Raw genomic sequence first — 21,665 nt, forward strand, 5'->3', positions numbered from 1 at the left:
AAATCCAAACGAGCCACCCGGGGCCCGCCCCGCGCCGCGGGCACCCCCCGGCCCCGCCGCGCGACCGTCTGGTGCGGTACGGAACCGTCTGGTGTGGTACGGAGGGGAATCCAGAACTTCTCGATTCCCGTCGACTTCTGTGCCCCGGCCGCCCGGTTGTCCGGCGGCCGGACCGTCCAGCCGCCGGACTGCCCGGCCCCGTCGCAGCCGCCCGGCGGCTCGCTGCGGATTACACCTTCGACGGCTCCTGCGCGGGAAGGCTGTCCATGAAGGAGCTGACGGAGAAGACCGCGCGGCCCGGGCCGGGCTCGCCGTATCCGGGCGGCGACTGGAGGCCGAACTCGTCCATCGTGGCGCGGTAGGCCTCCAGCAGACGGATGTGGTACTCCAGCGGCGCGCCCTGCGGGTTGGCCTTGCCGAGCGGGGTGGTCGGCTCCGGGCACCAGGTGGTGAAGCGGGGGGTGATGCCGTGCGACATGAAGAAGCGCAGTCCCTCGGTGGTGGAGGCGATGGCCTCGTCGACCGTGGTGAAGCCGAAGGGTTCGGCCATCTCCACGCCCGCCACGAAGTTGGGGATGACATTGCGGGCGCCGAAGATCTCGGCCGAGTCGAGGATGCGCTTGTGCCACTCGTCGCGGCCGACGTAGCGCTCCTTGCCCGGGCAGTACAGCTCGAAGAGCCGCCGGTCCCACACCTCGTAGTTGGGGTGGTAGATCTGCACCCCGTAGTCCTTGAACCGCTGCACGTCGTCGCGGGGCAGCGCCTGCGCGACGACCTTGCCGATCCACCGCCCCGGGAACCGCTCCTCGATGGCTTTGGCGTAGTGCCCGTAGAAGTCGGCTTCGTCGCGGCCCTGGAGTTTCGAGGTGATCGCGCCGCCGGTCAGCGTGTACGCGGTGGACGCCTTCGCCGTGTCGTACCGGTCGATGATCTCCAGCGCTTCGAGGACCTCCTCGACGTCCTTCACACCGGTGTACGGCCGGCCCGCGGCCTTGTGCTGGCGCCAGTTGTGGTTGATGTCGCAGTACTGGCACTCCTCCTTGGCGCCGAAGTACTGGCAGACGCGGAAGACGGTGAGGTAGATCAGGTAGCCCCACTGGATGGTGGGCGCCACCTCCATCACGGACTTCCCGTTGGAGAGCGTGTGCCGGTAGTACTCGGGCATCGGCGGCACGCCGACGTCGGAGATCCGCTTCCCGTCGAGGTAGAGCCCGAGCATCCCGTCCTCGTCGGCGGCGACGCGGTACGGCGACGACGGATTGACGCGCACCGACACCACGGTCCGCCGCAGGTCGTACGGGCCGCCGGTGAGGATGATCTCCTCGGGCGGGCGCCGGAGCGCGGCCTCGCCCAGCTCGGGCAGGGTGCCGTGGTCGAAGGAGAAGATGAAGTACGACTTCGGCTTGACCTCACCGCTCTCGTTGTCACTGAGGGCGGAGGCGTCGAAGGCCACACCCCCACGGAGCAGGTCCTCCTTGAAGACCGCTTCCCGTGGCACGTGCGGGAAGCGCTCCATCAGATCCTCGACCAGCGCGGTGCGGCTGCCCATCCCGTTCTCCTCGCTTCCGACCCGTTCCTTCTGCTGCGCTCGACTCCTCACGGTATGCCCCTGCCCGCACGTCAGCCGTGCCGGGTCCCCTCGCGCCGCGCGATGTGCGCCGGAGGGGCGAGGTCCGGCGGCAACAGCGGGTCGGGCTCGGGCGCTCCCCAGGCCGAGGTCAGCGGCAGCGTCCCCGCCCACAGTCCGAGCGCGGCGTCGGGCCCGTCCCCGTCCTCCGGGGCACCGGTACGCAGCTTCACCGAGGCCTCTTCGAGGGAGAGCGCGAGCAGCGTCGTCGCGGCCAGTTCCTTGCGGCTCGGCCGGCGCGCGTAGTCCCACTGCCCGGGTGTGGCGTGCTCGGTGAGCCGCCGCAGACCCTCGGCCTTCTCCTCCGGATCGGTGATCCGTCGCGGCACGCCGTGGATCATCGCGCTGCGGTAGTTCACCCCGTGCTCGAACACCGAACGAGCCAGGACCAGCCCGTCGACATGTGTGACGGTCACACAGACGGGCGTCTGCCCGGCGAGGCTCCGGCTGGCCACCGACCCGTGCACATACAGCTGCCGGTCGTCCCGCCCGTACACCGTCGGCACCACCATCGGCCGTCCCTCGACGATCACACCGAGGTGGCAGATGAACCCCGCGTCGAGGATCGCGTCGAGAGCGGCACGATCCAGGCTGCCCTGCTCGCGGAGGCGGCGGTGGCGGGTGAGGTCGGTGTCGGGGAGAGGTCCGTAGGTCATGAGTCGAATGCTAGCGATATCGCAAGCACTGAGGCCATATGCAGACTAAATCAGTCGCCGCAGATCGATATCTCAACGAAATCCGCAGCTGATGCTTGTCGCCGGGCGGTCCGCCGACACTTCACCGACATGCCGGCCCGCCCGCCCCCCGGCTACACGGCGACGGCGCTCGGCGTTCGAAGCTCGGCGTTCGACGCTCGGCGTTCGCGTTCGGCGCTCGACGTCCTGCTCGTCGGGCCGATACGGAGCGGCACCCCCCAGCCCGAGCCGCACCCTCCATCCCGAGCCGCACCCTCCAGCCCGAGCCGCACCCTCCAGCCCGCACGGCACCCTCGCCTCACCTTCACGCGGCCCGCTCCAGCCCCTCCCCCTCCACCCGGAACGCCGGCTCCCGCCCCGACACCAGCCGTTCCACTTCCTCCACGACCGTGAGGCCGAGTCGCGCGACCTCATTCCCCTGCGACCCCGCCAGATGCGGGGTGATGAAGACGTTCGGCAGCTCATACAGCGGCGAATCGGCCGGCAGCGGCTCCGGCTCGGTCACGTCGAGGACGGCACTCAGCCGCCCGGCCCGCAGCTGATCGGCGAGCGCGTCATGGTCGACAAGCGCCCCCCGCGCGGTGTTGACGAGGACGGAACCGTCAGGCATCAGCGCGAGTTCACGCCGCCCGATCATCCGCCGGGTCTCAGGCGTCTGCGGCGCGTGGAGGGTGACGATGTCACTCCCGCCGAGGAGGTCGTCGAGCGGCAGCAGCGGGACACCCAGCGCCGCCGCCCCCGCCTCGTCCACGTACGGGTCGGCAAGGCTCACCCGCAGATCGAACGGCCGCAGCAACTCGATGAGCCGTCGCCCGACACGCGACGCTCCGACGATCCCGACCCGGCGCCCGAAGTTGCCGATGCCGGGGACGATCTTCCCGTAGGGGAACGCGCGTTCGGCGCGCAGGCGGTCCCGCTGGGCGAAGAGGTCCTTGCCCGCGAGCAGGATCATCGCGAGCGTGTACTCGGCGACAGGCAGCGCGTTCGCCCCGGCCGCCGACGACACGACGAGCCCGCGCTCCCAGACCGCGGGCGTGGCGAAGCCCTTGACGGATCCGGCGGAGTGCAGGACGGCCCGCAGCTTCGGGGCCGCCTCCAGGGCGGCGTGGTCGAGTACGGGACAGCCCCAGCCGGTGATCAGGATCTCGGTCTCAGCGAGGGCTTTTCGGACCGGAGCATCGGTGAAGCTCTCCGCCACCAGGGCGGGATCGATGTCCACGAGCTCACGCAGCCGGGCCAGTGCCTCCGGAGGGAAGATCTGCGGCACGTTCTCGGCCGTCATGGCGAACATCGCCACGGGACGTTCGGGCAAGGAGGTGACCTTCCGGCTCGGAGAGGCTCGGCGGCATCACCGAGAGCAACCGCTCTCTACGGTAGGTCCCGCCGCGGGAGAGGGGCAATGGGCCGATCGGTGGGCCGAACGCGGGGCGGGGTACCGTCCACCGCGTGGCCGTCCGAACCGGCCGCGGACGGCGACTTCCCGGGGAGGGACGACGGGGATGGCAGAGACCCTGACCAACTGGGCCGGCAACATCACGTACTCGGCCAAGGAGTTGCACCGGCCGCGCTCGGTCGACGCGCTGCGCGCGCTCGTGGCGGAGAGCGCGCGCGTGCGGGTGCTGGGCAGCGGACACTCGTTCAACGAGATCGCCGAGCCGGGCCCCGACGGCGTCCTGGTGTCGCTGACCGCGCTGCCGCCCGCCGTGGACGTCGACACCACGTCCCGTACGGCACGGGTCTCGGGCGGCGTCCGGTACGCCGAACTCGCCCGCACCGTGCACGAGCACGGGTTCGCGCTGCACAACATGGCGTCGCTCCCCCACATCTCGGTGGCCGGTTCGGTGGCGACCGGAACGCACGGTTCGGGCGTCACGAACGGGTCGCTCGGTTCCGCGGTGCGCGAGGTCGAGCTGGTCACGGCCGACGGCTCGACGGTGACGATCGGGCGGGGGGACGACCGCTTCGACGGTGCCGTGACCTCGCTCGGCGCGCTCGGCGCGGTCACCGCGCTCACCCTCGACCTGGAGCCGGACTTCGGGGTGAGCCAGCATGTCTTCACCGAACTCCCGCTGGAAGGGCTGGACTTCGAGACGGTCGCGGCGACGGCGTACAGCGTGAGTCTGTTCACCGACTGGGGCCGACCGGGCTTCCGGCAGGTGTGGCTCAAGCGGCGCACCGACCAGCCGCTGCCGGACTTCCCGTGGGCCGCGCCCGCGACCGAGGCGATGCACCCGGTGCCGGGCATGCCCGCGCGGAACTGCACTCGGCAGCTCGGCGTCCCAGGTCCCTGGCACGAGCGACTCCCGCATTTCCGGGCCGAGTTCACCCCGAGCAGCGGGGCCGAGCTCCAGTCCGAGTATCTGCTGCCGCGCTCGGCCGCCCTGTCCGCGCTGCACGCGCTCGACGCGATCCGCGACACGATCGCGCCGGTGCTGCAGATCTGCGAGGTGCGGACCGTGGCCGCCGACCGCCAGTGGCTGAGTCCGGCGTACGGGAGGGACAGTGTGGCCCTGCACTTCACCTGGGTCGAGGACACGGCGGCCGTCCTGCCGGTGGTGCGGCGGGTGGAGGAGGCGCTGGAGCCGTTCGCGCCCCGGCCGCACTGGGGCAAGGTGTTCACGGTGCCGTCGGAGATACTGCGCGGGCGCTACCCGCGGCTGGGCGACTTCCGGGCGCTGGTCGCGTCACTCGACCCGGCGGGCAAGTTCACCAACGCTTTCGTGGGGAACGTTCTCCAGCCCCTCTCCTAGACTTCGACTTCGCCTTCCCGCGCCCCCTCCTGGACGTGGCCCCCGCCCGTCGCCCCCTCGCTCTCTCCTGGATTTCGCCGTCCCCGACTTCCTCCACCCCCTTTCCTAACCCCTTGTCGAAAGCCCTTCCCTGGCCATAGCCTTGCGCCGCGCCGGGGCCGTCGGGTCCCGCCATATGCGGAGGGCCTGAGGGGGGAACGACCGGTGAAGCGCACGTCACGCGACATCCGTACCGCGAACCGTTACGAGGTGCTGCGCCAGATCATCGCCGAATCGCCCACCTCCCGGCAGGAGGTGGCGGCGGCGACCGGGCTGAGCCTCGCCACGGTCGCCACGCTCGTCGGTGAGCTGCTCGATCTGCGGATGCTGACCGAGGTCGGGTTCGAGGACTCCGCGGGTGGCCGCCCGAGGGGCCTCGTGGCGGTGCACGCGTCGGGAGGCGCGTTGATCGGCGTCGACATCGCGGAGACGTACGTACGCGTCGAGCTGTTCGACCTGGCGCTGAACGTCCTCGCCCGCGCCGATGAGGACATGCGCCCCGGGGAGAGCCTCCCGGAGCAGGTCGTCGGGCATGTGGCGACGGCCGTCGGCTCGGTGGTCGCGCAGGCAGGCGTCGAGGGCGCGCGCGTCCTCGGCGTGGGTGTCAGCGTGCCGGGGCAGGTGGACCGCGACACGGGGATCGCCGAGTACGCGCCGAACTGGGACTGGCACGATGTGCAGCTGCTCGACCTGCTCGCCGAGCACATCGCCTACCCCCTCCACCTCGACAATCCCCTGCGGGCCTGCGCGGTCGCCGAGCTCTGGTTCGGCGCGGCCCGCGGGCGCGGCGACGCCGTGGTCGTCAATCTGGGCACGGGAGTGGGCGCCGGTCTCGCGCTGGGCGGCGGCCTGCACCGCGGGGTCAGCAACAGTGCGGGCGAGTGGGGCCATACGACGCTGGTGCTGGACGGCCGGCTGTGCCACTGCGGCAACCACGGCTGTGTGGAGACGTACGTCGGGGCGCCCGGAATCATGCTGAACCTGCGGGAGTTGAGCCCCGGCAGCCCGCTGCTGCACCCGGAGGACCAGACCGCGACGATCGACGCGCTCGCCCGTGGCGTCGCCGCTGAGGATCCGGTGGCGCTGAAGGTCGTGCGCGACACCGCCCGTTACCTCGGTGCCGGCATCTCGGATCTGGTGAACCTCCTCAACCCCGAGGTCATCGTGTTGAGCAGCTGGGTCGCCGCCACGCTCGGCGAGCCGTTGCTGCGCGAGGTACGCGAAGCCGTGGCCCGGCACGCGCTGAAGCGGCCGTTCGCGGCCACCGAGATCGTCCTCTCCCCCATTCCGACCGATCCGGTCTGCCTCGGAGCGGCGACGTTCGCCCTGGAAGGGGCGCTCCAGTCCGTCGGCCAGCCCCGCAGAGGACAGACCCAGCCCGCCAAGCGCACCGCCCCCGCACGGAGCCGCACCGCACCGCCTTCATGACCGGCGCCTGGCAGGGCGAGCAGTAGAGCTGAGCAGAGGAGCGGTGGAGCACCAGCGCTCATTCGGGGGTTGAGGGTGTGCGGGCCGCTTGGACGGCCGTCCGCGAGCCCGCGATGTCCGGTATCCCGAACCCTCCACAACACTTCGCACCGACTTCGTCCAACCCCTTGCCGAAGCATTAGGCGAAGGTTAACGTCCCGCACCGCACAGCGAATTGAGCCATCTGGCCGACGAGCCATCGGCCACCGAGCCGCAGCCGTACTCGAGACAAGGACGTCAGCATGTCGGCAATGAGCAGCAGCAACTGGGACCGTCGATCCGTACTGCGGGCCGCCGCGGGCCTGGCCGCACTGGGCCCCCTGGCGGCCTGCGGCGGCAACAACGGCCGGGGCGGCGGGAGCGGTTCGGGCAAGAGCCTCGTCCAGTACTTCCACGCGTACGGCGAGGCCGGCACCGAGCAGGCCATCAAGCGGTACGCGGCGGCCTACGACAAGGCGAACGTGTCCACGCAGTGGATCACCGGCAACACCTTCGAGGCGAAGCTGTTCGCGGCGCTGCTCACCAAGAACGCACCCGACGTCTTCGAGTTCCACCCGCAGATCCAGCTCATCAAGAGCGGCCAGGTGGCTGATCTGAGCGACATCATCGACCCGGTCAAGGACGACTTCAACCCGGCGGACATCACGTCCCACACGGTCGACGGCAAGATCTACGGCGTCCGGATGATCGACGACCCGCAGTTCTTCTTCTACCGGAAGTCGATGCTGGAGAAGGCCAAGGTCAGCGTGCCGACCACGCTGGACGAACTCATAGAGGCCGCGGCCAAGTTGACCACCAGCAAGGTCAAGGGCCTGTTCCTCGGCAACGACCTCACCTCGATCCAGAGCAACCTGATCTGGTCGGCCGGCGCCGACACCCTCGACGCGAAGAACGAGATCGCCTACCACACGGACGCGGTCGCCGAGGGGCTCACCAAGCTGCACGGGCTGTTCACCAGCGGCCACCTGCTGCTCGACGCACCGGCCGACTACTGGGACCCGTCGGCCATCGACCAGGGCCTGTGTGCCATCCAGTGGTGCGGCATGTGGGCGATGCCGGTGATGCAGAAGGCGCTCGGGGACGATCTGGGGATCTTCCCGTTCCCCAAGGTCGGCGCCGCCGGCAAGCAGTCGGTCTACAACGGCGGTTGGTCGATGTTCGTCAACGCCAAGGGGAACAACGTCGAGGCGGCCAAGGAGTACGTGAAGTGGCTGTGGATCGAGCAGAAGAAGTACCAGGAGGACTGGGCGCTCTCGTACGGCTTCCACATCCCGCCGCGTGCCTCGATCGCCGCGCAGGCCACCAAGCTGAAGTCGGGTCTGCCCGCTGAGGGCGTCAAGCTGTTCAACACCTACGGGCACTTCGACAACATCGGCTGGACCCAGGCCATGATCACGGCGTTCAACGACGTCATGGCCAACGCCGTCCGCAAGAACCAGAATCCCGAGGCCGCGCTCGACGCCTGCGACAAGAAGGTCGGCGTCGAGCTCAAGAAGCTCTTCGGATAGGCCGGCGGACGGACCACGACATGTCGACCACCACCGCACGCGACCTCACGCGCCCCGCCCCGGCCAAGACCTCCAGGGCCCGGCCCCGGCGGGGGCTGCGGGGCAACGCCACGCTCAACTTCTGGCTCTTCACCGGACCGTTCCTGCTCGGTCTGGTGATCTTCGTCTTCGTGCCCATCGGCTGGAGCATCTGGCTAAGCTTCTTCGAGGCGCGCTACACGGTCACCCCCAGCAAGTTCATCGGCTTCGACAACTACCACCAGATCCTGACGAACAGTGACTTCGTCAGCTCGCTGGGGACCTTCACCGTCTTCGCCGCGTTCATCGTCCCCACCACCTGGGCGCTCTCGCTGGGCCTGGCGCTGATGGTGCACCGGCTGCGCCTCATGAAGGCGTTCTTCCGTTCGGTCTTCTTCCTGCCCACCGCGTGCAGCTATGTCGCCGCGGCGCTGGTCTGGAAGATGTCCATCTTCAACGGCGTCCGCTTCGGCCTCGCCAACACCGTCCTCGGCTGGTTCGGCGTCGACAACATCGCCTGGCTGGCCAACCCCGACCCGCCCTGGTACTGGCTGGTCATCGTGACCGTACGCCTGTGGCTGCAGGCCGGCTTCTACATGATCCTGTTCCTGGCGGCGCTGCAGAACATCCCGCCGGAGCTCTACGAGGCCGCCGCCATCGACGGCGCCGAGCCGGGCTGGCAGACCTTCCGCCACATCACGCTGCCGCAGCTGCGGGCCACCTCGACCGCGGTGATCCTGCTGCTCCTGATCGCGGCCTATCAGGCCTTCGACGAGTTCTTCAACCTGCTGGGCAAGGCCACCTGGGGCCAGCCGCCGCTGGTCCAGCTCTACAAGACGGCGCTCGGCAACAACCAGGACTACGGCGCCGGCAGCGCGGGCGCGGTCATCCTGACCCTGCTGATCTGCGTCGTGACCCTGTTCCAGGGCAGGCTCATGGGTTTCGGAAGGGGTGAGGAGTCCAAGTGACCGCCACCGCACCGGGTGTCGACAAGCCGCGGAAGGTGAAACGCGGCGGCAGCGTCATCGGCAACGCCGGCCTGTACGTCGCCATCGCCGTCGCGGCCCTGCTCTTCCTCGTCCCCTTCTACCTGATCATCCGCAACGCCCTGATGACGGACCCGGAGATCACGGGCGAGAGCTGGAAATGGTTCCCCACGGACATCCGGTGGGGCAACATCACCGAGCCGTTCCACGACGTCACCGTCGACTTCGGACGCTCGATGTGGAACTCCACGGTCGTCGCCGTCCTGATGACCCTCGGCACCCTCCTGGTCTGCTCCCTGGCGGGCTACGGCCTGGCCCGCATCCCCTACCGGCACGCCAACAAGGTCTTCTACGCCGTCCTGGCCACCCTGATGGTTCCCACGGCCGTCACCTTCGTGCCCAGCTTCGTTCTGGTCTCGTCGCTCGGCTGGGTGGACAGTTACCGGGGTCTGATCATCCCCGGCCTGTTCAGTGGTTTCACCTGCTTCCTCTTCCGGCAGTACTTCCTGGGGTTCCCCAAGGAACTGGAGGAGGCGGCGCGGGTGGACGGGCTCGGCTACTGGGGCGCGTACTGGCGGGTCGTCGTACCCAACTCGCTCAACTTCTTCGCGGCGATCGCCACGATCACCTTCATCAGCGGCTGGAACGCCTTCCTGTGGCCCCTGGTCATCGGCCAGGACCCCAGCGCCTGGACGGTCCAGGTCGCCCTGTCGTCGTACATGACCAACCAGACCGTCAACTACCACCTGATCTTCATGGCCACCGCCATCTCGATCCTGCCCCTGGTGTTCGTGTTCCTGTTCCTCCAGCGCTGGCTGGTGCAGGGGGTCGCGCAGACCGGCATCAAGGGCTGACACCTTCTTCCGAGGACCTGGAGACCGATGTCTTTCCGCACCACCACAGCCATCGACTACGTCGAGGACGTCTCACCGGGCAGCGGGGCCCTGCCGCCCCGCGCCTGGTACGCGCGCTCGGACGCCATGTCGCTCTCGCTGAACGGCAGTTGGCGGCTACGGGTGTCGGCGACGGCCGACGCCGAGGACGACTCCTTCGCCGAGGAGGGCTACGACGCCGGGGACTGGCCCGAGGTCACGGTCCCCGGCCACTGGGTCCTCCAGGGCGGCGGCTCCTTCGGATCCCCCGTCTACACCAACCATCTCTACCCCTTCCCGGTCGACCCGCCGCGCGTGCCGACCGAGAACCCGACCGGTGACCACCTGCGGTTCTTCGACCTGCCGGCCGACTGGCCCTCGGACGGCGGCGCGGTGCTGCGCTTCGACGGGGTCGAGTCCTGCGCCCGGGTCTGGCTGAACGGCACGGACATCGGCGAGTTCAAGGGCTCCCGGCTGCCGCACGAGTTCACGGTCGGGCATCTGCTGAAGCCGGGCGGCAACGTACTCGCGGTCCGGGTGCACCAGTGGTCGGCGGGCTCGTATCTGGAGGACCAGGACCAGTGGTGGCTGCCCGGCATCTTCCGGGACGTCACGCTGCTGCACCGTCCGGCGGGCGGCGTGCTCGACTTCTTCGTGCACGCGTCGTACGACCATGGCGCGCGGGAGGGCACGCTGCGCGTCGACTCGGACGTCGACGGGCGGGTCGTCGTGCCCGCCCTGGACATCGATGTCGCGACCGGCGAGTCGGTGACCGTGCCGGTGCGGCCGTGGACGGCCGAGACGCCCCGGCTGTACGACGGCGAGCTGGTCACGGAGGGCGAGCGCGTCCCGTTGCGCATCGGCTTCCGGACCGTGCAGCTGGCCGACGGCCTGATCAAGGTCAATGGGAAGCCCCTCCTCTTCAAGGGCGTCAACCGCCATGAGTGGCACCCGGAGCAGGGCCGCGCCCTCGACCTGGAGACCATGCGCGCGGACGTGCTGCTGATGAAGCGGCACAACATCAACGCCGTGCGCACCTCGCACTACCCGCCGCACCCCGCCTTCCTGGACCTGTGCGACGAGTACGGCCTGTGGGTCGTCGACGAGTGCGACCTGGAGACCCACGGTTTCACCGAACAGGCCTGGCGGGACAACCCCGTTGACGACGACCGCTGGACTCCGGCGCTGCTCGACCGCGCGGCCCGGATGGTCGAACGCGACAAGAACCACCCGTCCGTCGTCGTCTGGTCCCTCGGCAACGAGGCCGGTACCGGGCGCGGCCTGACCGCGATGGCCGAGTGGATCCGCGGCCGGGACGGTTCACGGCTCATCCATTACGAGGGTGACATCAACTGTCGTGACACGGACGTGTATTCACGGATGTACGCCGACCACGCCGAGGTGGAGCGGATCGGCCGGGGCCGGGACGGCGGCTCCCACAGGCGCCGCCGACTCCCCTTCATCCTCTGCGAGTACGGGCACGCCATGGGCAACGGCCCCGGCGGCATCGCCGACTACCAGCGCCTGTTCGAGTCGTACGACCGTATCCAGGGCGGCTTCATCTGGGAGTGGATCGACCACGGCGTCAAGGACGAGCGGTACGGGTTCGCGTACGGCGGCGACTTCGGTGAGGAGCTGCACGACGGGAACTTCGTCTGCGACGGGCTGATCTTCCCGGACCGCACGCCGTCGCCGGGTCTTGTCGAGTACAAGAAGGTGATCGAACCGGTCCGTATCGAGGGATGGGGGTCCCCTCTGCCCGAGCGGCGCCGAGAGCTCGCGGGAGGCGCGGACGGCACCGTGCGCGTGACCAACGCCTACGACTTCGCCGATCTCTCGGAGCTCGCCTTCGAGTGGTCGTACCAGGTCGACGGCGAGACGGTCGAGGCGGGCGCGCTCCCGGTGCCCGCGCTGGCCCCGGGCGAGTCCGCCGAGGTGAAGCTGCCGGCGCCGCCCGTGGACGGGCGGGGGGCCGAGACACAGTGGACGGTACGGGCGGTGCTGGCCGCCGAGACGGCGTGGGCTCCGCGGGGTCACCTGGTCGCCTGGGCGCAACTGCCCGTCAGTGAAGGATCGTCGAACCGCGTTCCCCAGTCCGACGCTCCCGTGCTCGGCGAGCGGCGGATCACCCTCGGTCCGGCCGCCTTCGACGCCCGCACCGGCGCGCTGAGGACGATCGGCGGGGTCGACGTGACCGGGCTGCGCCTGGACGTGTGGCGCGCCCCGACCGACAACGACAACGGCGCGCACTGGCAGCCCGACCAGCGCCACGGCCCCCTCTGGCGCAAGCTGGGCCTTCATCGGATGCGCCACCGGCTGGACGCGGTCGAGGTGGGTGACGACGCCCTGACGGTACGCACCCGGGTGGCACCCGCGGCCCGGGAGGTGGGCCTGCGCACGGTGTACCGGTGGACGTCCGACGGCACCCGGCTGCGGCTGACCGTGTCCGTGGCGCCGGAGGGCGAGTGGACACTGCCGTTGCCGCGGCTCGGGATCCGGCTGGGGCTCGCGGGTTCGGCGGACCGCGTGAGGTGGTTCGGCGGCGGCCCGGGCGAGGGATACCCGGACACCAAGTCCGCTTCCATGCTGGGGCGTTGGGAGTCGACGGTCGACGAGCTCCAGACACCGTACGTCCGTCCGCAGGAGAACGGCGCGCGGCCCGACGTCCGGTGGGCGGAGGTCGGTGGCCTGCGCGTCGAGGGCGATCCGTCCTTCTGGTTCACCGCTCGCCGCTGGACCACCGAACACCTCGACGCCGCCGAACACCTGACGGACCTGGTCCCCGGCGACACCGTCTGGGTCAACCTCGACCACGGCCAACAGGGCATCGGCTCGCAGTCGTGCGGCCCCGGAGCGCTTCCGCAGTACCAACTGCGGGCCGCTCCCGCGGAGTTCTCGTTCGTCTTCTCGGAGCTCCATGACCGATGACAGCGGCCGGGGCCCGGACCGACGGCCGGTCCGGGCCCCGGGGGGGGGGGGGTGGGGTGGGGCTAGGGGCAGCTGATCCGGGTGTCGCCCGGGTCCGTGGTGCAGGTGTCCGTGTCGGAGCCGCCGTTGGCGGTGTCGTTGGCGGAGACGCCGTCGGCGGTGTTGAGGTTGTCGGTGCCGAAGCCGCCGATCAGAGTGTCGTTTCCGGGGCCGCCGTTCATGGTGTCGTTGCCGAAGCTGCCGTCGAGGCGGTCGTTGCCGTAGCCGCCGTACACGGTGTCGTTGCCGTAGCTCGCGTTGACGGTGTCGTCGCCGCCGAGGGCGCAGATCACGTCGTTGCCGAACGTGCCGTTGATGGTGTCGTTGCCGCTGGTGCCGATGATCGTGCAGCCGCGGGTGTTGCTGATGGTGGTGGTGGCCGTGGCGGTGTTGTTGCCGGGGGTCGGGTCGGTCTGGGTGGCGGTGACGGTGGCCCGGTCGGTGAGCGTGCCGGTGGCCCGGGGTTCGACGACCACCGTCACCGTGGTGCGGGCGCCGGGGGCGAGGGTGCCCAGGGAGCAGCTCGCGCCGGTGGCGCTGGTGGTGCAGGTGCCCTGGCCGGGTGTGGCCGAGACGACCGAGGCGGCCGGTCCGGTGAGCGCCTCGGAGAGGGAGACGCCGGTGGCGGAGGTGCTGGTGCTGGTGTTGGTGACGGTCACGGTGTACGTGGCGCGGTCGCCGATGGCGACGGTGGCGGGTCCGGTCTTGGTGACCGACAGGTCCACCCCGGGCGGCGGCGGGGGCGGGGTGCCGGTGCCGCCGAGGTAGCGGGCCAGGGCGCGGTCGTCGCCGGTGGTGCCGAACGCGACGATCTTGCCGTCGGACTGGACGGCGACAGCGCTCGCCTCGTCGTAGGCGCCGAAATCGGTGACCGTACGGCCGCTCGTGCCGAAGCCGGTGTCCAGGCTGCCGTCGGTGTTGTAGCGCGCCACCACGAAGTTGGTGTTCCTGATGCCCGCGGTGACGATCCGGCCGTCGGGCTGCAGGGCCAGGTCGTTCGCCCGATCGTTGGTGCCGCCGAAGTCGGTGGTCACGCGTCCGCCCGTCCCGAAGCCGCTGTCCAGGCTGCCGTTGGCGTTGTAGCGGGCCAGCGCGAAGTCGCCACCGGTGGATCCGGCCGCGACGATCTTGCCGTCGGACTGGACGGCGACGCCGTTCACGAACTCGTAGTCGCCGAAGTCGGTGACCACGCGCCCGCCCGTCCCGAAGCCGCTGTCCAGGCTGCCGTCACTGTTGTAGCGGGCCAGCGCGAAGTCGAAGCGGGTGCTTCCGGTGTACCCGGCGACGACGATCCGGCCGTCCGGCTGGAGCGCCATGTCGTACCCGAGCGCGCCCTCGGTGAAAGAGGTGACGACCTGCCCGGCGGTGCCGAAAGCCGGGTCGGGGCTGCCGTCGGAGAGGTAGCGGACCACCGCGAATCGGCCGCCGGTCTGGCCCGCGGCGAGGATCTTTCCGTCGGACTGCACGGCGACCGCCTCGCCGGCCGAGGAGCCGTTGTCACCGAAGTCGGCACGGACCCAGCCGCCGTCGCCGAAGCCGGTGTCGAGGGTGCCGTTGGCGTTGTAGCGGGCCACCGTGAACCAGCAGCAGCCGTTGTCCGGGATCTCGCTGGTGCCGACCACGACGATCTTCCCGTCGGGCTGCAGCGCGACCCCGCCGGCCCCGTCCTGGCCGCCGGCCATGTCCGTCACGACCTCCCCGCCGCTGCCGAACGAGGTGTCGATGCTGCCGTCGGCGTTGTGCCGCAGCACGGAGAAGTCGCCGGAGGAGGCACCGTTTTGGATGTTGGTACCGACGGTGACGATCTTGCCGTCGGGCTGGAGGGCGACGTCCGCGCCGCTCTCGGAGGTGCCACGGTCGACGGTGACCGTGCCACCGCTGCCGAAGGAGGGGTCGAGATCGCCGGGTGCGGCCAGGGCGGAACCGGGCAGGGCGACGACGAGCGCCAGCGCCGCGGCGACGGTCGACACGACCCGCCCCAGGCGCGAGCGGCACGGATGCCGAAGACTGAGGGTGGACATGCGCCAAGCATCCGGACACCCGCACCACGCCCTCGCACGCCCGGCCGCCCGCTGGGCTCAGTGGCCTCCGAAGTTCCACTCTCCGGGATGACAGGCACAGGGGCATGAGCCCCCGCCGTCCTGGCCCCCGCTGTCCTGGCCACCGCCGTCCTGGCGCTGCCCTACTGGCCCTTGCCGTCCTGGCCCTGCCCTAGTGGCCCGTTGCCCTCCTGCGCTCCCGCTTTCCTCTCCTCAGTGGTCCGCGCAGCAGGGCGTGGGATCCGGCACCTCGAACGGGACGAGGGTGCCGCCCGCGGCCGGCATCGTCGTCAGGACCAGGCGCCCGTCACGCCACTCCGGACGTACGTGGTCGCGCGTGACGATCCGCCGCTCAGGCTCGGGGCCGTCCGGCGCGCCGAGTACGGCGACCCGGTCCACCGCGGAGAGAGCCAGCACGCGGGCGACGGTCACTGTGCCGGTGAGGGCCTCGGACCCGGTGTAGAGAACGGCGCGGCCACCGGTGCGCGCCTCGTGCTCGGCGGCGGCATGGGCGGCACCGGTGGCCAGCTCCTCGGGACCGTGGCGGTCGGCACCGAGGGCGACCCCGAACTCCCGTTCCCGCAGCCGCTGCCAGGCCGCGCGGGCCGCCCGCTCCGACGGCACGGCGAAGGACAGCGCCGTGTGCGGCCGCCGTCCCTCCCGTACGTGGTGCGTGCAGCCCCACGCGTCGTCCGGCAGCCCGAGTTCGACGGCCAGCCCGCGCAGCAGGTGGTCGGCCTCCCGCAGGGCGCCGCCGTGGCCGGTGTCGACTCCGACGACGTACCGCTCGGACCGCTCGGACCGCTCGGTCACGACGGCAGGACCCACACCGGGTTGGAGTAGAACCACAGGTCCTTCCACGGGTCCGCGTCGCCGACGACGTCCACGGCCGGGCCCGCCGGGTCGACCGCCGCGCCCATCAGGCCGACGGACGAGCGGTTGCCGTCGGTGCCGCGCAGACGGACGTACAGCGGGCGGTCGACCGCACCGAGGTCGTACGTGAGACGGACCGTGCCGGTGGACTTGTTCACCTCGTACGACTTGACGACCTTCGCGGTGGGGGCGGTGAAGGTGTCCCGGTCCCCGACCACGCCGGTCACGTCGCCCTGGATGACGTCGACGCGCGCCAACTTCGGCACAAACCCCGCCCAGTTGGGGCCGCCGGCCAGTCCCAGGTCCACGGTCAGCGTGACGCGCGTGCCCTTGCGCACCTGGAGCGCGCCGCCGAGGGTCGCCCAGCGGCTGCCGCCCGCGACCCGTGCGTCGAGGCCGCCGAGGAGCTGCCCGTGGTCGACCCACACGCGCCCGGCGCGGATGCCGTCCATCACGGCAGCGTAGGAGAATCCGTCGGCGCCGACGTGCGTACGGCTGTACTGGCCGGGCCAGTAGTCGCCCTGCGTGAGGTCGATCTTGCCGCCGTAGACGGGGTCCGTGTGCCGGCCGTTGGCGGTGAAGTCGCTGTCCGGGCCGCCGCGTACGGCGGTGTCCGTGTACACCTGGTGCGAGTCGGAGTTGGCGGTGATCCACCAGGGCTTGCCCTCGGCGAGGAGGCTGTCCCACAGGCCGCCGACGGTGGCGGTCATCCAGTCGAAGCCGCCCCAGGTGCGGTAGCTCTCCAGCGGGTACCCGGCGAAGGAGTCGGCGCTCGGGCTGTTGTCGTAGATACCCCGGGCCCGGCCCATGCCGAGCGGTGTGGCGATACCGGCGGCCTGGTGGCCGGGGGCGCCCTCGAAGCCGACGGCGATCTGGTGGCTCGCGTCGGTCGCGTCGCGCCAGGCGCGGATCTCGTGCGGGGAGTCGACACCGCGCCGCGCCGGGTGGTTGGCGAGCATCAGCGCGTCCTTGACCTTGCGGCGCCGGACCTGCTCGCCGAGGAAGGCGAGGCCCGCCACGGCGAGCGCCTCGTTGGCGGGCGTCGAGCCGGAGGCGTTCTTCACGCTGCCGTCGTAGTCGGTCTCGAACTGCTTGAGGACCGCGACTTCGTTCTTGCCGGGGTGGACGAAGACCGTGCCGTGCTCGGCGGCCGGGATGTTCCACTCCAGCCCCTGGAAGACGAGCGTGTCCTCGTACGCGTCCCGGGCCTCCTGGATGTCCGGGTTGACCTTCTCCACACCGATCTTGGCGTGCGTCTCGCTGCCGTGGTCGGTGATGACCATCCAGTCCAGGCCGTTCCGGGCGCCCTGGCGGACCTGGTCGCCGACGCGGTACTTGCCGTCGCTGCTGTACTGGGTGTGGATGTGGTGGTCACCGGCCAGCCACAGGAAGCCGTTCTTCTTCCGGCTGCCCGAGGAGGCGTACGCCGGGGCGGCGGCCCCCTGCGCGAGGACGCCGTCGGCGGCCAATCCCGCCCCGAGCAGCCCGGCGCGGCGCAGCAGCGAGCGGCGCGACTGCTGGTCGGGGGTGAGGGCCTCGTCGGGCACCGAGGTGTCGAAGGCGGCGGGCAGCGGGGCGCCGGCCGACTCGTCGTGGTGATGGTGGTGGTGATGCCCGTGCTCATGTACGTGCGTGTGGCCCATGACCGCCTCCTGAGTCGCGCGCCACCCCATGGGACGCGTGTCACGAGGAGGTTCGATGTGAAACATGAACAGTGGTCGGCCGATGCGTGATGCCCCGGCGACGTGGGCTGGTCAACTACCCTCGCAAACCTGTGAGTTGTCCGGCCGACCAGCCGTTACGTCCGGACTTCCGCCCAGACGACCTTGTACGCGCCGCCCGGACGCGGGTCCACTCCCCACCGCTCGGCGAGCCCCGCGACGAGCAGCAGCCCGCGCCCGCCCTCGCCGTCCGACGGCTCCTGGAGCACGGGCAACCGGTCGGTCCGCCCGTCGGCCACCTCCACTCGCACGACACCCTCGCGCCACAGCAGCCGTACGCGGAAGTCGCGCCCGCGCACCCGGCCGTGCCGCACGGCGTTCGCCGCGAGCTCGGCGACGACGAGGGTCACGTTCTCGCTGACCTCGCTGTCGCACGCGAACCCCCAGACGTCCATCCGGTTCGCGACCAGCCGCCGCGCGAGCCGGGCCCCTCGCGGGGTGCAGCTGTAAAGCTGCGTGAACGTACGTACGGTGACGGGGACTTGGGCTTGGGTGTCTCCTTGCATGGGGCAACGGTCGCGTGGGGGCCAGGGGGACCACCAGTTACGCCACTCGTACGCTGCGCGGCGTACGAGTTCACGCTGTGGACAGTACGGGTAACCGTCAGTGACCATAGGTGACTTGGCGGGGTTGGCACCACTGCACTCGGGAGTACCCGGCATGACCAACAGCACCACGAACGAGCCCGAACCGTCGGACAGTCTGAAGACGTTCGGACTGGTCCAGAAGGCCCTCCGCAAGCGGGCGGGGCTCACCCAGGAGGAGTTCGCGCCACTGGTGCGGTTCCAGCCGTCCACGGTGGCGTCGATCGAGCAGGGCAGGAGGCTTCCGCCGCAGGTGTACATCGAGCGGGCGGAAGAGGTGCTGGACGCGTTCGGGGTGCTGCGGGCGGCTGCCAAGTACGCCACTCGGCAACCGGGGCTGGCTTCCTGGTTCCGGAAGTGGGCGGATCTGGAGGAGCTGGCGATCAGCCTGTACACGTACGAATGCAGGTTGATCCCAGGCCTGTTGCAAACGGAGGCGTACGCGCGAACGGTGATGTGGAGCGTGCCGCTGCGCCCAACCGACGAACAGGTGGAGCAGCGCGTGGCCGCATGTCTCGCGCGACAGGAGTTGCTCAGCGCGAGCCGGGAGCGGCCCACGGCGTTCAGCTTCATCATCGAACAGGCCGTCCTGGAGCGGCACACGGGCGGCGAGGAGGTCACACAGGAGTTGATCGACCACTTGCTGGACGTAAACGAGAGGCATTGGAACGTCGAGATCCAGCTGATGCCGCTCCGACAGCCCGCGCACGCAGGTCTCGACGGTCCCATGCACCTGTGCGAGACCCCCGAGCACGAATGGCTCGCCTACGCGGAAGGCCAGAAGACCGGCCACCTGATCAGTGACCGCAAAGCGATCAGCGTGCTCCAGCAGCGGTATGCCAAGATGCGCTCACAGGCCCTCACCCCCGAAGACACGGTGAGCCTGCTCCAGCAGATGCGAGGGGCGCTATGAGCACGAACGGACTTGCCTGGTTCAAGAGCAGCTACAGCGGTTCGGAGGGCGACGACTGCGTCGAAGTGGCCCTCGCCTGGCGCAAGTCGACCTACAGCAGCGGCAGCGAGGGCGACTGCGTCGAGATCGCCACCTGCCCCACCACCATCCACATCCGCGACTCCAAGAACACCCGCGGCCCCCAGCTCACCCTCTCCCCCACCGCCTGGACGGACTTCGTCGAGTTCGCCGCGCGCGGCTGACCAAGTACGGCTCGCGTAACCTGCGCGCCCTAGGTTGTAGCCTAGATACTCTAGGTTCAGCCGAGCGACAGGTGGAGACACATGGCCCGTGCCGGGCTCACGACCGAACGTGTCGTGGAGGCGGCGGCCGATCTCGCGGACGAGGTCGGCTTCGAGAACGTCACCGTGTCCGCACTGGCGCGGCAGTTCGGGGTGAAGGACGCGAGCATGTACTCGCACGTGAAGAGCGTGCGGGAGCTGCGCGAGCGGATCGCGCTCCTCGCGGCCGGCGAGATGATCGACCGGATCGCCGCCGCCGTGGCCGGGCGCGCGGGCAAGGACGCGCTCGTCGCCTTCGCGGGCGCCTACCGGGAGTACGCGCTGGAGCGGCCGGGGCGGTACCGGGCCACGCATCTGCAGCTCGACCCCGCCGTCGCCGCCGAGTCCGACGCGGGCCGGCGCACCGCCGACGTCACCTACGGCATGCTGCGCGCGTACGGGCTGTCCGAGCCCGACCTCACCGACGCGGTACGCCTGCTGCGCAGCACCTTCCACGGCTACTGCAACCTCGAAGCCATCGGCGGATTCGGCGCCCCCCGTGACGTACAGGCGTCCTGGGAGCGCGCGCTGGACGCCCTGCATGTGGCCCTTGAGCACTGGCCACGGACAAAGGACGACGATCATGAGTGACCTTCACTACGACGTGTGCGGCAGCGGCCCTGTGCTGCTGGTCATTCCCGGTGGGGCCGGTCACCCCATGGGCCTGGAGGGCGTCACGGAGCGACTCTCCGAGCGGTTCACCGTGGTGACGTACGACCCGCTCGGACTGTCCCGCGGACCGCTGGACGAGCCGGTCGGCGACCAGCGGGTCGAGGTGTGGAGAGACAACGCCCACCGGGTTCTCGAAGCGGTCCTCCCGGAGGGTGAGTCCGCCTGCGTCTTCGGCTCCAGCTCCGGCGGCATCGTCGCGCTGGACCTGTTGGCCCGGCACCCGGAGCGCGTGCGGCGTGTCGTCGCTCATGAGCCGCCGAGCGTCGGGGTACTGCCCGACGCGGCGCGGCAGCGGGCGATGATCGGGGAGGTTCACGAGATCTGCCGCGCGGAGGGGGTCGGGCCCGCGATGGAGCGTCTCAGCGCCGGTCTCGAGGGCCGGACTTGGGAGGGCCGAGCGCCGCAAAGAGCCAGGGAAATCGCCGCGGACACCCCCATCGGCATCTTCCTCGCCCACGTCCTGCTCCCCTTCGCTACGCACGCACCGGACGTCGAGGCTCTCAAGCCGCTCTCCGCCCGGCTCGCCGTCGGCGCGGGACAGGACTCGCGAGGGCAACTCCCGCGCCGCAGCGCCGAGTTGCTCGCCGAGCTCATAGGCGCCGACTTCGTGGAGTTCCCCGGCGGTCACCTGGGCTGTCTGGAGCACCCGGCGTCCTTCGCGGACCTGCTGGCCCGGACATTCACTCGGCCGGTCCCGGCTGAGTCGTCACCGGGTAGCTGAGGCGCCGACAGATCGGGGCGGGCCCTCTGCGCTGAGTGCCTGGACGTCGGCGTACGTGGGCGTGAGGCCTCGCGGCGGACGTCCCGCCCGGATGTCCGCGGCGGCGTCCACGGCCGCGCCCAGCGCCCGCCGGTACAGCAAGGAGCCGAGGCTGACCCGGCGCACACCGAGGTCGCCGAGTCGGGCGACCGTCGGGCCCAGCGGTGAGTAGAGGATGTTGAGCGGCACGTCGAGGGTCTTCACCAGCGCGGCGATCCGGTCGGCGTCGCCGAGCCCGGGGACGAACACACCGTCGGCGCCCGCCTGTTGGTAGGCGTCGAGGCGTCGGCATGTCTCGGCGTGGCCGCCGTCGCCGAGCCAGTACGTGTCGGTGCGGGCGTTCACGAAGAGGTCCGGTACGGCGGCCTTGACCGCGGCGATCTTCGCGGCGTGCAGCGCCACCGGCCCGAGTCCGTCCTCCAGGTTGATGCCGACCGCCCCGGCGTCGGCGAGCTCGCGCGCCAACTCGGCGACATCGTCCGGGTCTTGGCTGAACCCGTCCTCGGCGTCCACCGACAGCAGGAACGCGCCCGCGCCCAGCTGCCGGGCGAGGCTCAGTGTCAGGTCCCGGGTGGCGGCCGTACCGTCCGGCAGCCCGGCGGCAGCCGCGACGCCGAGGCTGGTGGTACCGATCGCCTCGAAGCCCTGGGCGGCGAGGGCCGACGCCGAGGCGTGATCCCAGGCGTTGGGGAGGAGGAGGAGGGGCTTGTCGGTGTGGTGAAGCGCGCGGAAGGGGGTGACAACGGGGTTCATACGCCCACGCTAAGTCCCGCACACTTCGGCCACGGCCGAACCGTGCCCACGGCCCGCCCCCCGCACAGGCCCGGCGACCGTCCACCCGTCGACAGCGACCG

The 21,665-nt window shown here is 70.6% G+C and carries 18 protein-coding genes; 10 read left to right on the forward strand and 8 right to left on the reverse strand.

The features are described from left to right. Positions 1 to 229: 229 nt before the first annotated feature. The 3 genes from ACFVXA_RS09135 to ACFVXA_RS09145 form a co-directional block, all read right to left on the reverse strand. Positions 230 to 1,549, reverse strand: a complete 1,320-nt coding sequence (locus ACFVXA_RS09135) for a radical SAM protein (RefSeq protein WP_362017553.1) — start codon at positions 1,547 to 1,549, stop codon at positions 230 to 232. A 71-nt stretch (positions 1,550 to 1,620) separates the two neighbouring features. Next, positions 1,621 to 2,283, reverse strand: coding sequence for a pyridoxamine 5'-phosphate oxidase family protein (locus ACFVXA_RS09140; protein WP_362017551.1), 663 nt, complete (start codon positions 2,281 to 2,283; stop codon positions 1,621 to 1,623). A 343-nt stretch (positions 2,284 to 2,626) separates the two neighbouring features. Further along, on the reverse strand, positions 2,627 to 3,634 hold the full coding sequence (locus ACFVXA_RS09145; RefSeq protein WP_389463518.1) for a hydroxyacid dehydrogenase: 1,008 nt from the start codon (positions 3,632 to 3,634) through the stop codon (positions 2,627 to 2,629). Between the two features lie 187 nt (positions 3,635 to 3,821). Here ACFVXA_RS09145 and ACFVXA_RS09150 point away from each other — a divergent pair, with 187 nt between their 5' ends. The 6 genes from ACFVXA_RS09150 (at position 3,822) to ACFVXA_RS09175 (ending at position 12,890) form a co-directional block, all read left to right on the forward strand. After that, entirely contained in the window at positions 3,822 to 5,072 is a 1,251-nt protein-coding gene (locus ACFVXA_RS09150) for an FAD-binding protein (RefSeq protein WP_362017547.1), read from the forward strand. 204 nt (positions 5,073 to 5,276) lie between these two features. After that, complete coding sequence (locus ACFVXA_RS09155) at positions 5,277 to 6,539, forward strand: ROK family protein (protein ID WP_390024452.1); 1,263 nt, start codon at positions 5,277 to 5,279, stop codon at positions 6,537 to 6,539. Between the two features lie 281 nt (positions 6,540 to 6,820). Next, positions 6,821 to 8,086: an ABC transporter substrate-binding protein gene (locus tag ACFVXA_RS09160; RefSeq protein ID WP_389463515.1), complete on the forward strand. Its 1,266-nt coding sequence runs from the start codon at positions 6,821 to 6,823 to the stop codon at positions 8,084 to 8,086. Between the two features lie 20 nt (positions 8,087 to 8,106). After that, positions 8,107 to 9,072 carry a carbohydrate ABC transporter permease gene (locus tag ACFVXA_RS09165; protein ID WP_389757631.1) on the forward strand — a complete coding sequence of 322 codons (966 nt, stop codon included), beginning with the start codon at positions 8,107 to 8,109 and terminating at the stop codon, positions 9,070 to 9,072. Further along, a complete protein-coding gene (locus ACFVXA_RS09170) occupies positions 9,069 to 9,944 on the forward strand; it encodes a carbohydrate ABC transporter permease (protein ID WP_362017539.1) in 876 nt (291 codons plus the stop codon). Before ACFVXA_RS09165 ends, ACFVXA_RS09170 begins: the two co-directional genes overlap by 4 nt. Positions 9,945 to 9,971: 27 nt before the next feature. Next, the gene (locus tag ACFVXA_RS09175) at positions 9,972 to 12,890 is read left to right on the forward strand and encodes a glycoside hydrolase family 2 TIM barrel-domain containing protein (RefSeq protein ID WP_390024454.1); all 2,919 of its coding nucleotides are present in this window, start codon (positions 9,972 to 9,974) and stop codon (positions 12,888 to 12,890) included. A gap of 62 nt (positions 12,891 to 12,952) precedes the next feature. Here ACFVXA_RS09175 and ACFVXA_RS09180 read toward each other — a convergent pair whose 3' ends face one another. From ACFVXA_RS09180 to ACFVXA_RS09195, 4 genes are all read right to left on the reverse strand, one after another. Continuing rightward, entirely contained in the window at positions 12,953 to 14,950 is a 1,998-nt protein-coding gene (locus ACFVXA_RS09180; protein WP_390024456.1) for a calcium-binding protein, read from the reverse strand. A 231-nt stretch (positions 14,951 to 15,181) separates the two neighbouring features. Next, positions 15,182 to 15,781, reverse strand: a complete 600-nt coding sequence (locus ACFVXA_RS09185; protein ID WP_389463509.1) for a hypothetical protein — start codon at positions 15,779 to 15,781, stop codon at positions 15,182 to 15,184. Beyond that, on the reverse strand, positions 15,778 to 17,484 hold the full coding sequence (locus ACFVXA_RS09190) for a PHP domain-containing protein (protein ID WP_390024458.1): 1,707 nt from the start codon (positions 17,482 to 17,484) through the stop codon (positions 15,778 to 15,780). The genes ACFVXA_RS09185 and ACFVXA_RS09190 overlap by 4 nt, the downstream gene beginning before the upstream one ends. A 155-nt stretch (positions 17,485 to 17,639) precedes the next feature. Further along, entirely contained in the window at positions 17,640 to 18,068 is a 429-nt protein-coding gene (locus ACFVXA_RS09195) for an ATP-binding protein (RefSeq protein WP_390024460.1), read from the reverse strand. Between the two features lie 154 nt (positions 18,069 to 18,222). Between ACFVXA_RS09195 and ACFVXA_RS09200 the strand changes: the two genes are divergently transcribed. From ACFVXA_RS09200 to ACFVXA_RS09215, 4 genes are all read left to right on the forward strand, one after another. Next, positions 18,223 to 19,059: a Scr1 family TA system antitoxin-like transcriptional regulator gene (locus tag ACFVXA_RS09200; RefSeq protein WP_390024462.1), complete on the forward strand. Its 837-nt coding sequence runs from the start codon at positions 18,223 to 18,225 to the stop codon at positions 19,057 to 19,059. Further along, a complete protein-coding gene (locus ACFVXA_RS09205) occupies positions 19,056 to 19,301 on the forward strand; it encodes a DUF397 domain-containing protein (protein WP_390024464.1) in 246 nt (81 codons plus the stop codon). Before ACFVXA_RS09200 ends, ACFVXA_RS09205 begins: the two co-directional genes overlap by 4 nt. Positions 19,302 to 19,382: 81 nt before the next feature. Further along, the gene (locus tag ACFVXA_RS09210) at positions 19,383 to 19,970 is read left to right on the forward strand and encodes a WHG domain-containing protein (RefSeq protein ID WP_362017523.1); all 588 of its coding nucleotides are present in this window, start codon (positions 19,383 to 19,385) and stop codon (positions 19,968 to 19,970) included. Further along, entirely contained in the window at positions 19,963 to 20,772 is an 810-nt protein-coding gene (locus ACFVXA_RS09215) for an alpha/beta fold hydrolase (protein WP_390024466.1), read from the forward strand. Before ACFVXA_RS09210 ends, ACFVXA_RS09215 begins: the two co-directional genes overlap by 8 nt. Here the strand turns inward: ACFVXA_RS09215 and ACFVXA_RS09220 are convergent. Further along, entirely contained in the window at positions 20,758 to 21,564 is an 807-nt protein-coding gene (locus ACFVXA_RS09220) for an isocitrate lyase/phosphoenolpyruvate mutase family protein (protein WP_390024468.1), read from the reverse strand. The genes ACFVXA_RS09215 and ACFVXA_RS09220 overlap by 15 nt on opposite strands. Positions 21,565 to 21,665 lie beyond the last annotated feature (101 nt).

This window comes from Streptomyces sp. NPDC058246 (assembly GCF_042881985.1).
Classification (GTDB): Bacteria; Actinomycetota; Actinomycetes; order Streptomycetales; family Streptomycetaceae; genus Streptomyces.

Excerpts from the sequence above, each read along its gene's own strand:
- ACFVXA_RS09220 (WP_390024468.1), bottom strand. The coding sequence starts at position 21,564 with ATGAACCCCGTTGTCACCCCCTTCCGCGCGCTTCACCACACCGACAAG.
- ACFVXA_RS09215 (WP_390024466.1), top strand. The coding sequence starts at position 19,963 with ATGAGTGACCTTCACTACGACGTGTGCGGCAGCGGCCCTGTGCTGCTG.
- ACFVXA_RS09140 (WP_362017551.1), bottom strand. The coding sequence starts at position 2,283 with ATGACCTACGGACCTCTCCCCGACACCGACCTCACCCGCCACCGCCGC.
- ACFVXA_RS09135 (WP_362017553.1), bottom strand. The coding sequence starts at position 1,549 with ATGGGCAGCCGCACCGCGCTGGTCGAGGATCTGATGGAGCGCTTCCCG.
- ACFVXA_RS09180 (WP_390024456.1), bottom strand. The coding sequence starts at position 14,950 with ATGTCCACCCTCAGTCTTCGGCATCCGTGCCGCTCGCGCCTGGGGCGG.
- ACFVXA_RS09200 (WP_390024462.1), top strand. The coding sequence starts at position 18,223 with ATGACCAACAGCACCACGAACGAGCCCGAACCGTCGGACAGTCTGAAG.
- ACFVXA_RS09160 (WP_389463515.1), top strand. The coding sequence starts at position 6,821 with ATGTCGGCAATGAGCAGCAGCAACTGGGACCGTCGATCCGTACTGCGG.
- ACFVXA_RS09210 (WP_362017523.1), top strand. The coding sequence starts at position 19,383 with ATGGCCCGTGCCGGGCTCACGACCGAACGTGTCGTGGAGGCGGCGGCC.
- ACFVXA_RS09150 (WP_362017547.1), top strand. The coding sequence starts at position 3,822 with ATGGCAGAGACCCTGACCAACTGGGCCGGCAACATCACGTACTCGGCC.
- ACFVXA_RS09205 (WP_390024464.1), top strand. The coding sequence starts at position 19,056 with ATGAGCACGAACGGACTTGCCTGGTTCAAGAGCAGCTACAGCGGTTCG.
- ACFVXA_RS09195 (WP_390024460.1), bottom strand. The coding sequence starts at position 18,068 with ATGCAAGGAGACACCCAAGCCCAAGTCCCCGTCACCGTACGTACGTTC.
- ACFVXA_RS09190 (WP_390024458.1), bottom strand. The coding sequence starts at position 17,484 with ATGGGCCACACGCACGTACATGAGCACGGGCATCACCACCACCATCAC.
- ACFVXA_RS09175 (WP_390024454.1), top strand. The coding sequence starts at position 9,972 with ATGTCTTTCCGCACCACCACAGCCATCGACTACGTCGAGGACGTCTCA.
- ACFVXA_RS09165 (WP_389757631.1), top strand. The coding sequence starts at position 8,107 with ATGTCGACCACCACCGCACGCGACCTCACGCGCCCCGCCCCGGCCAAG.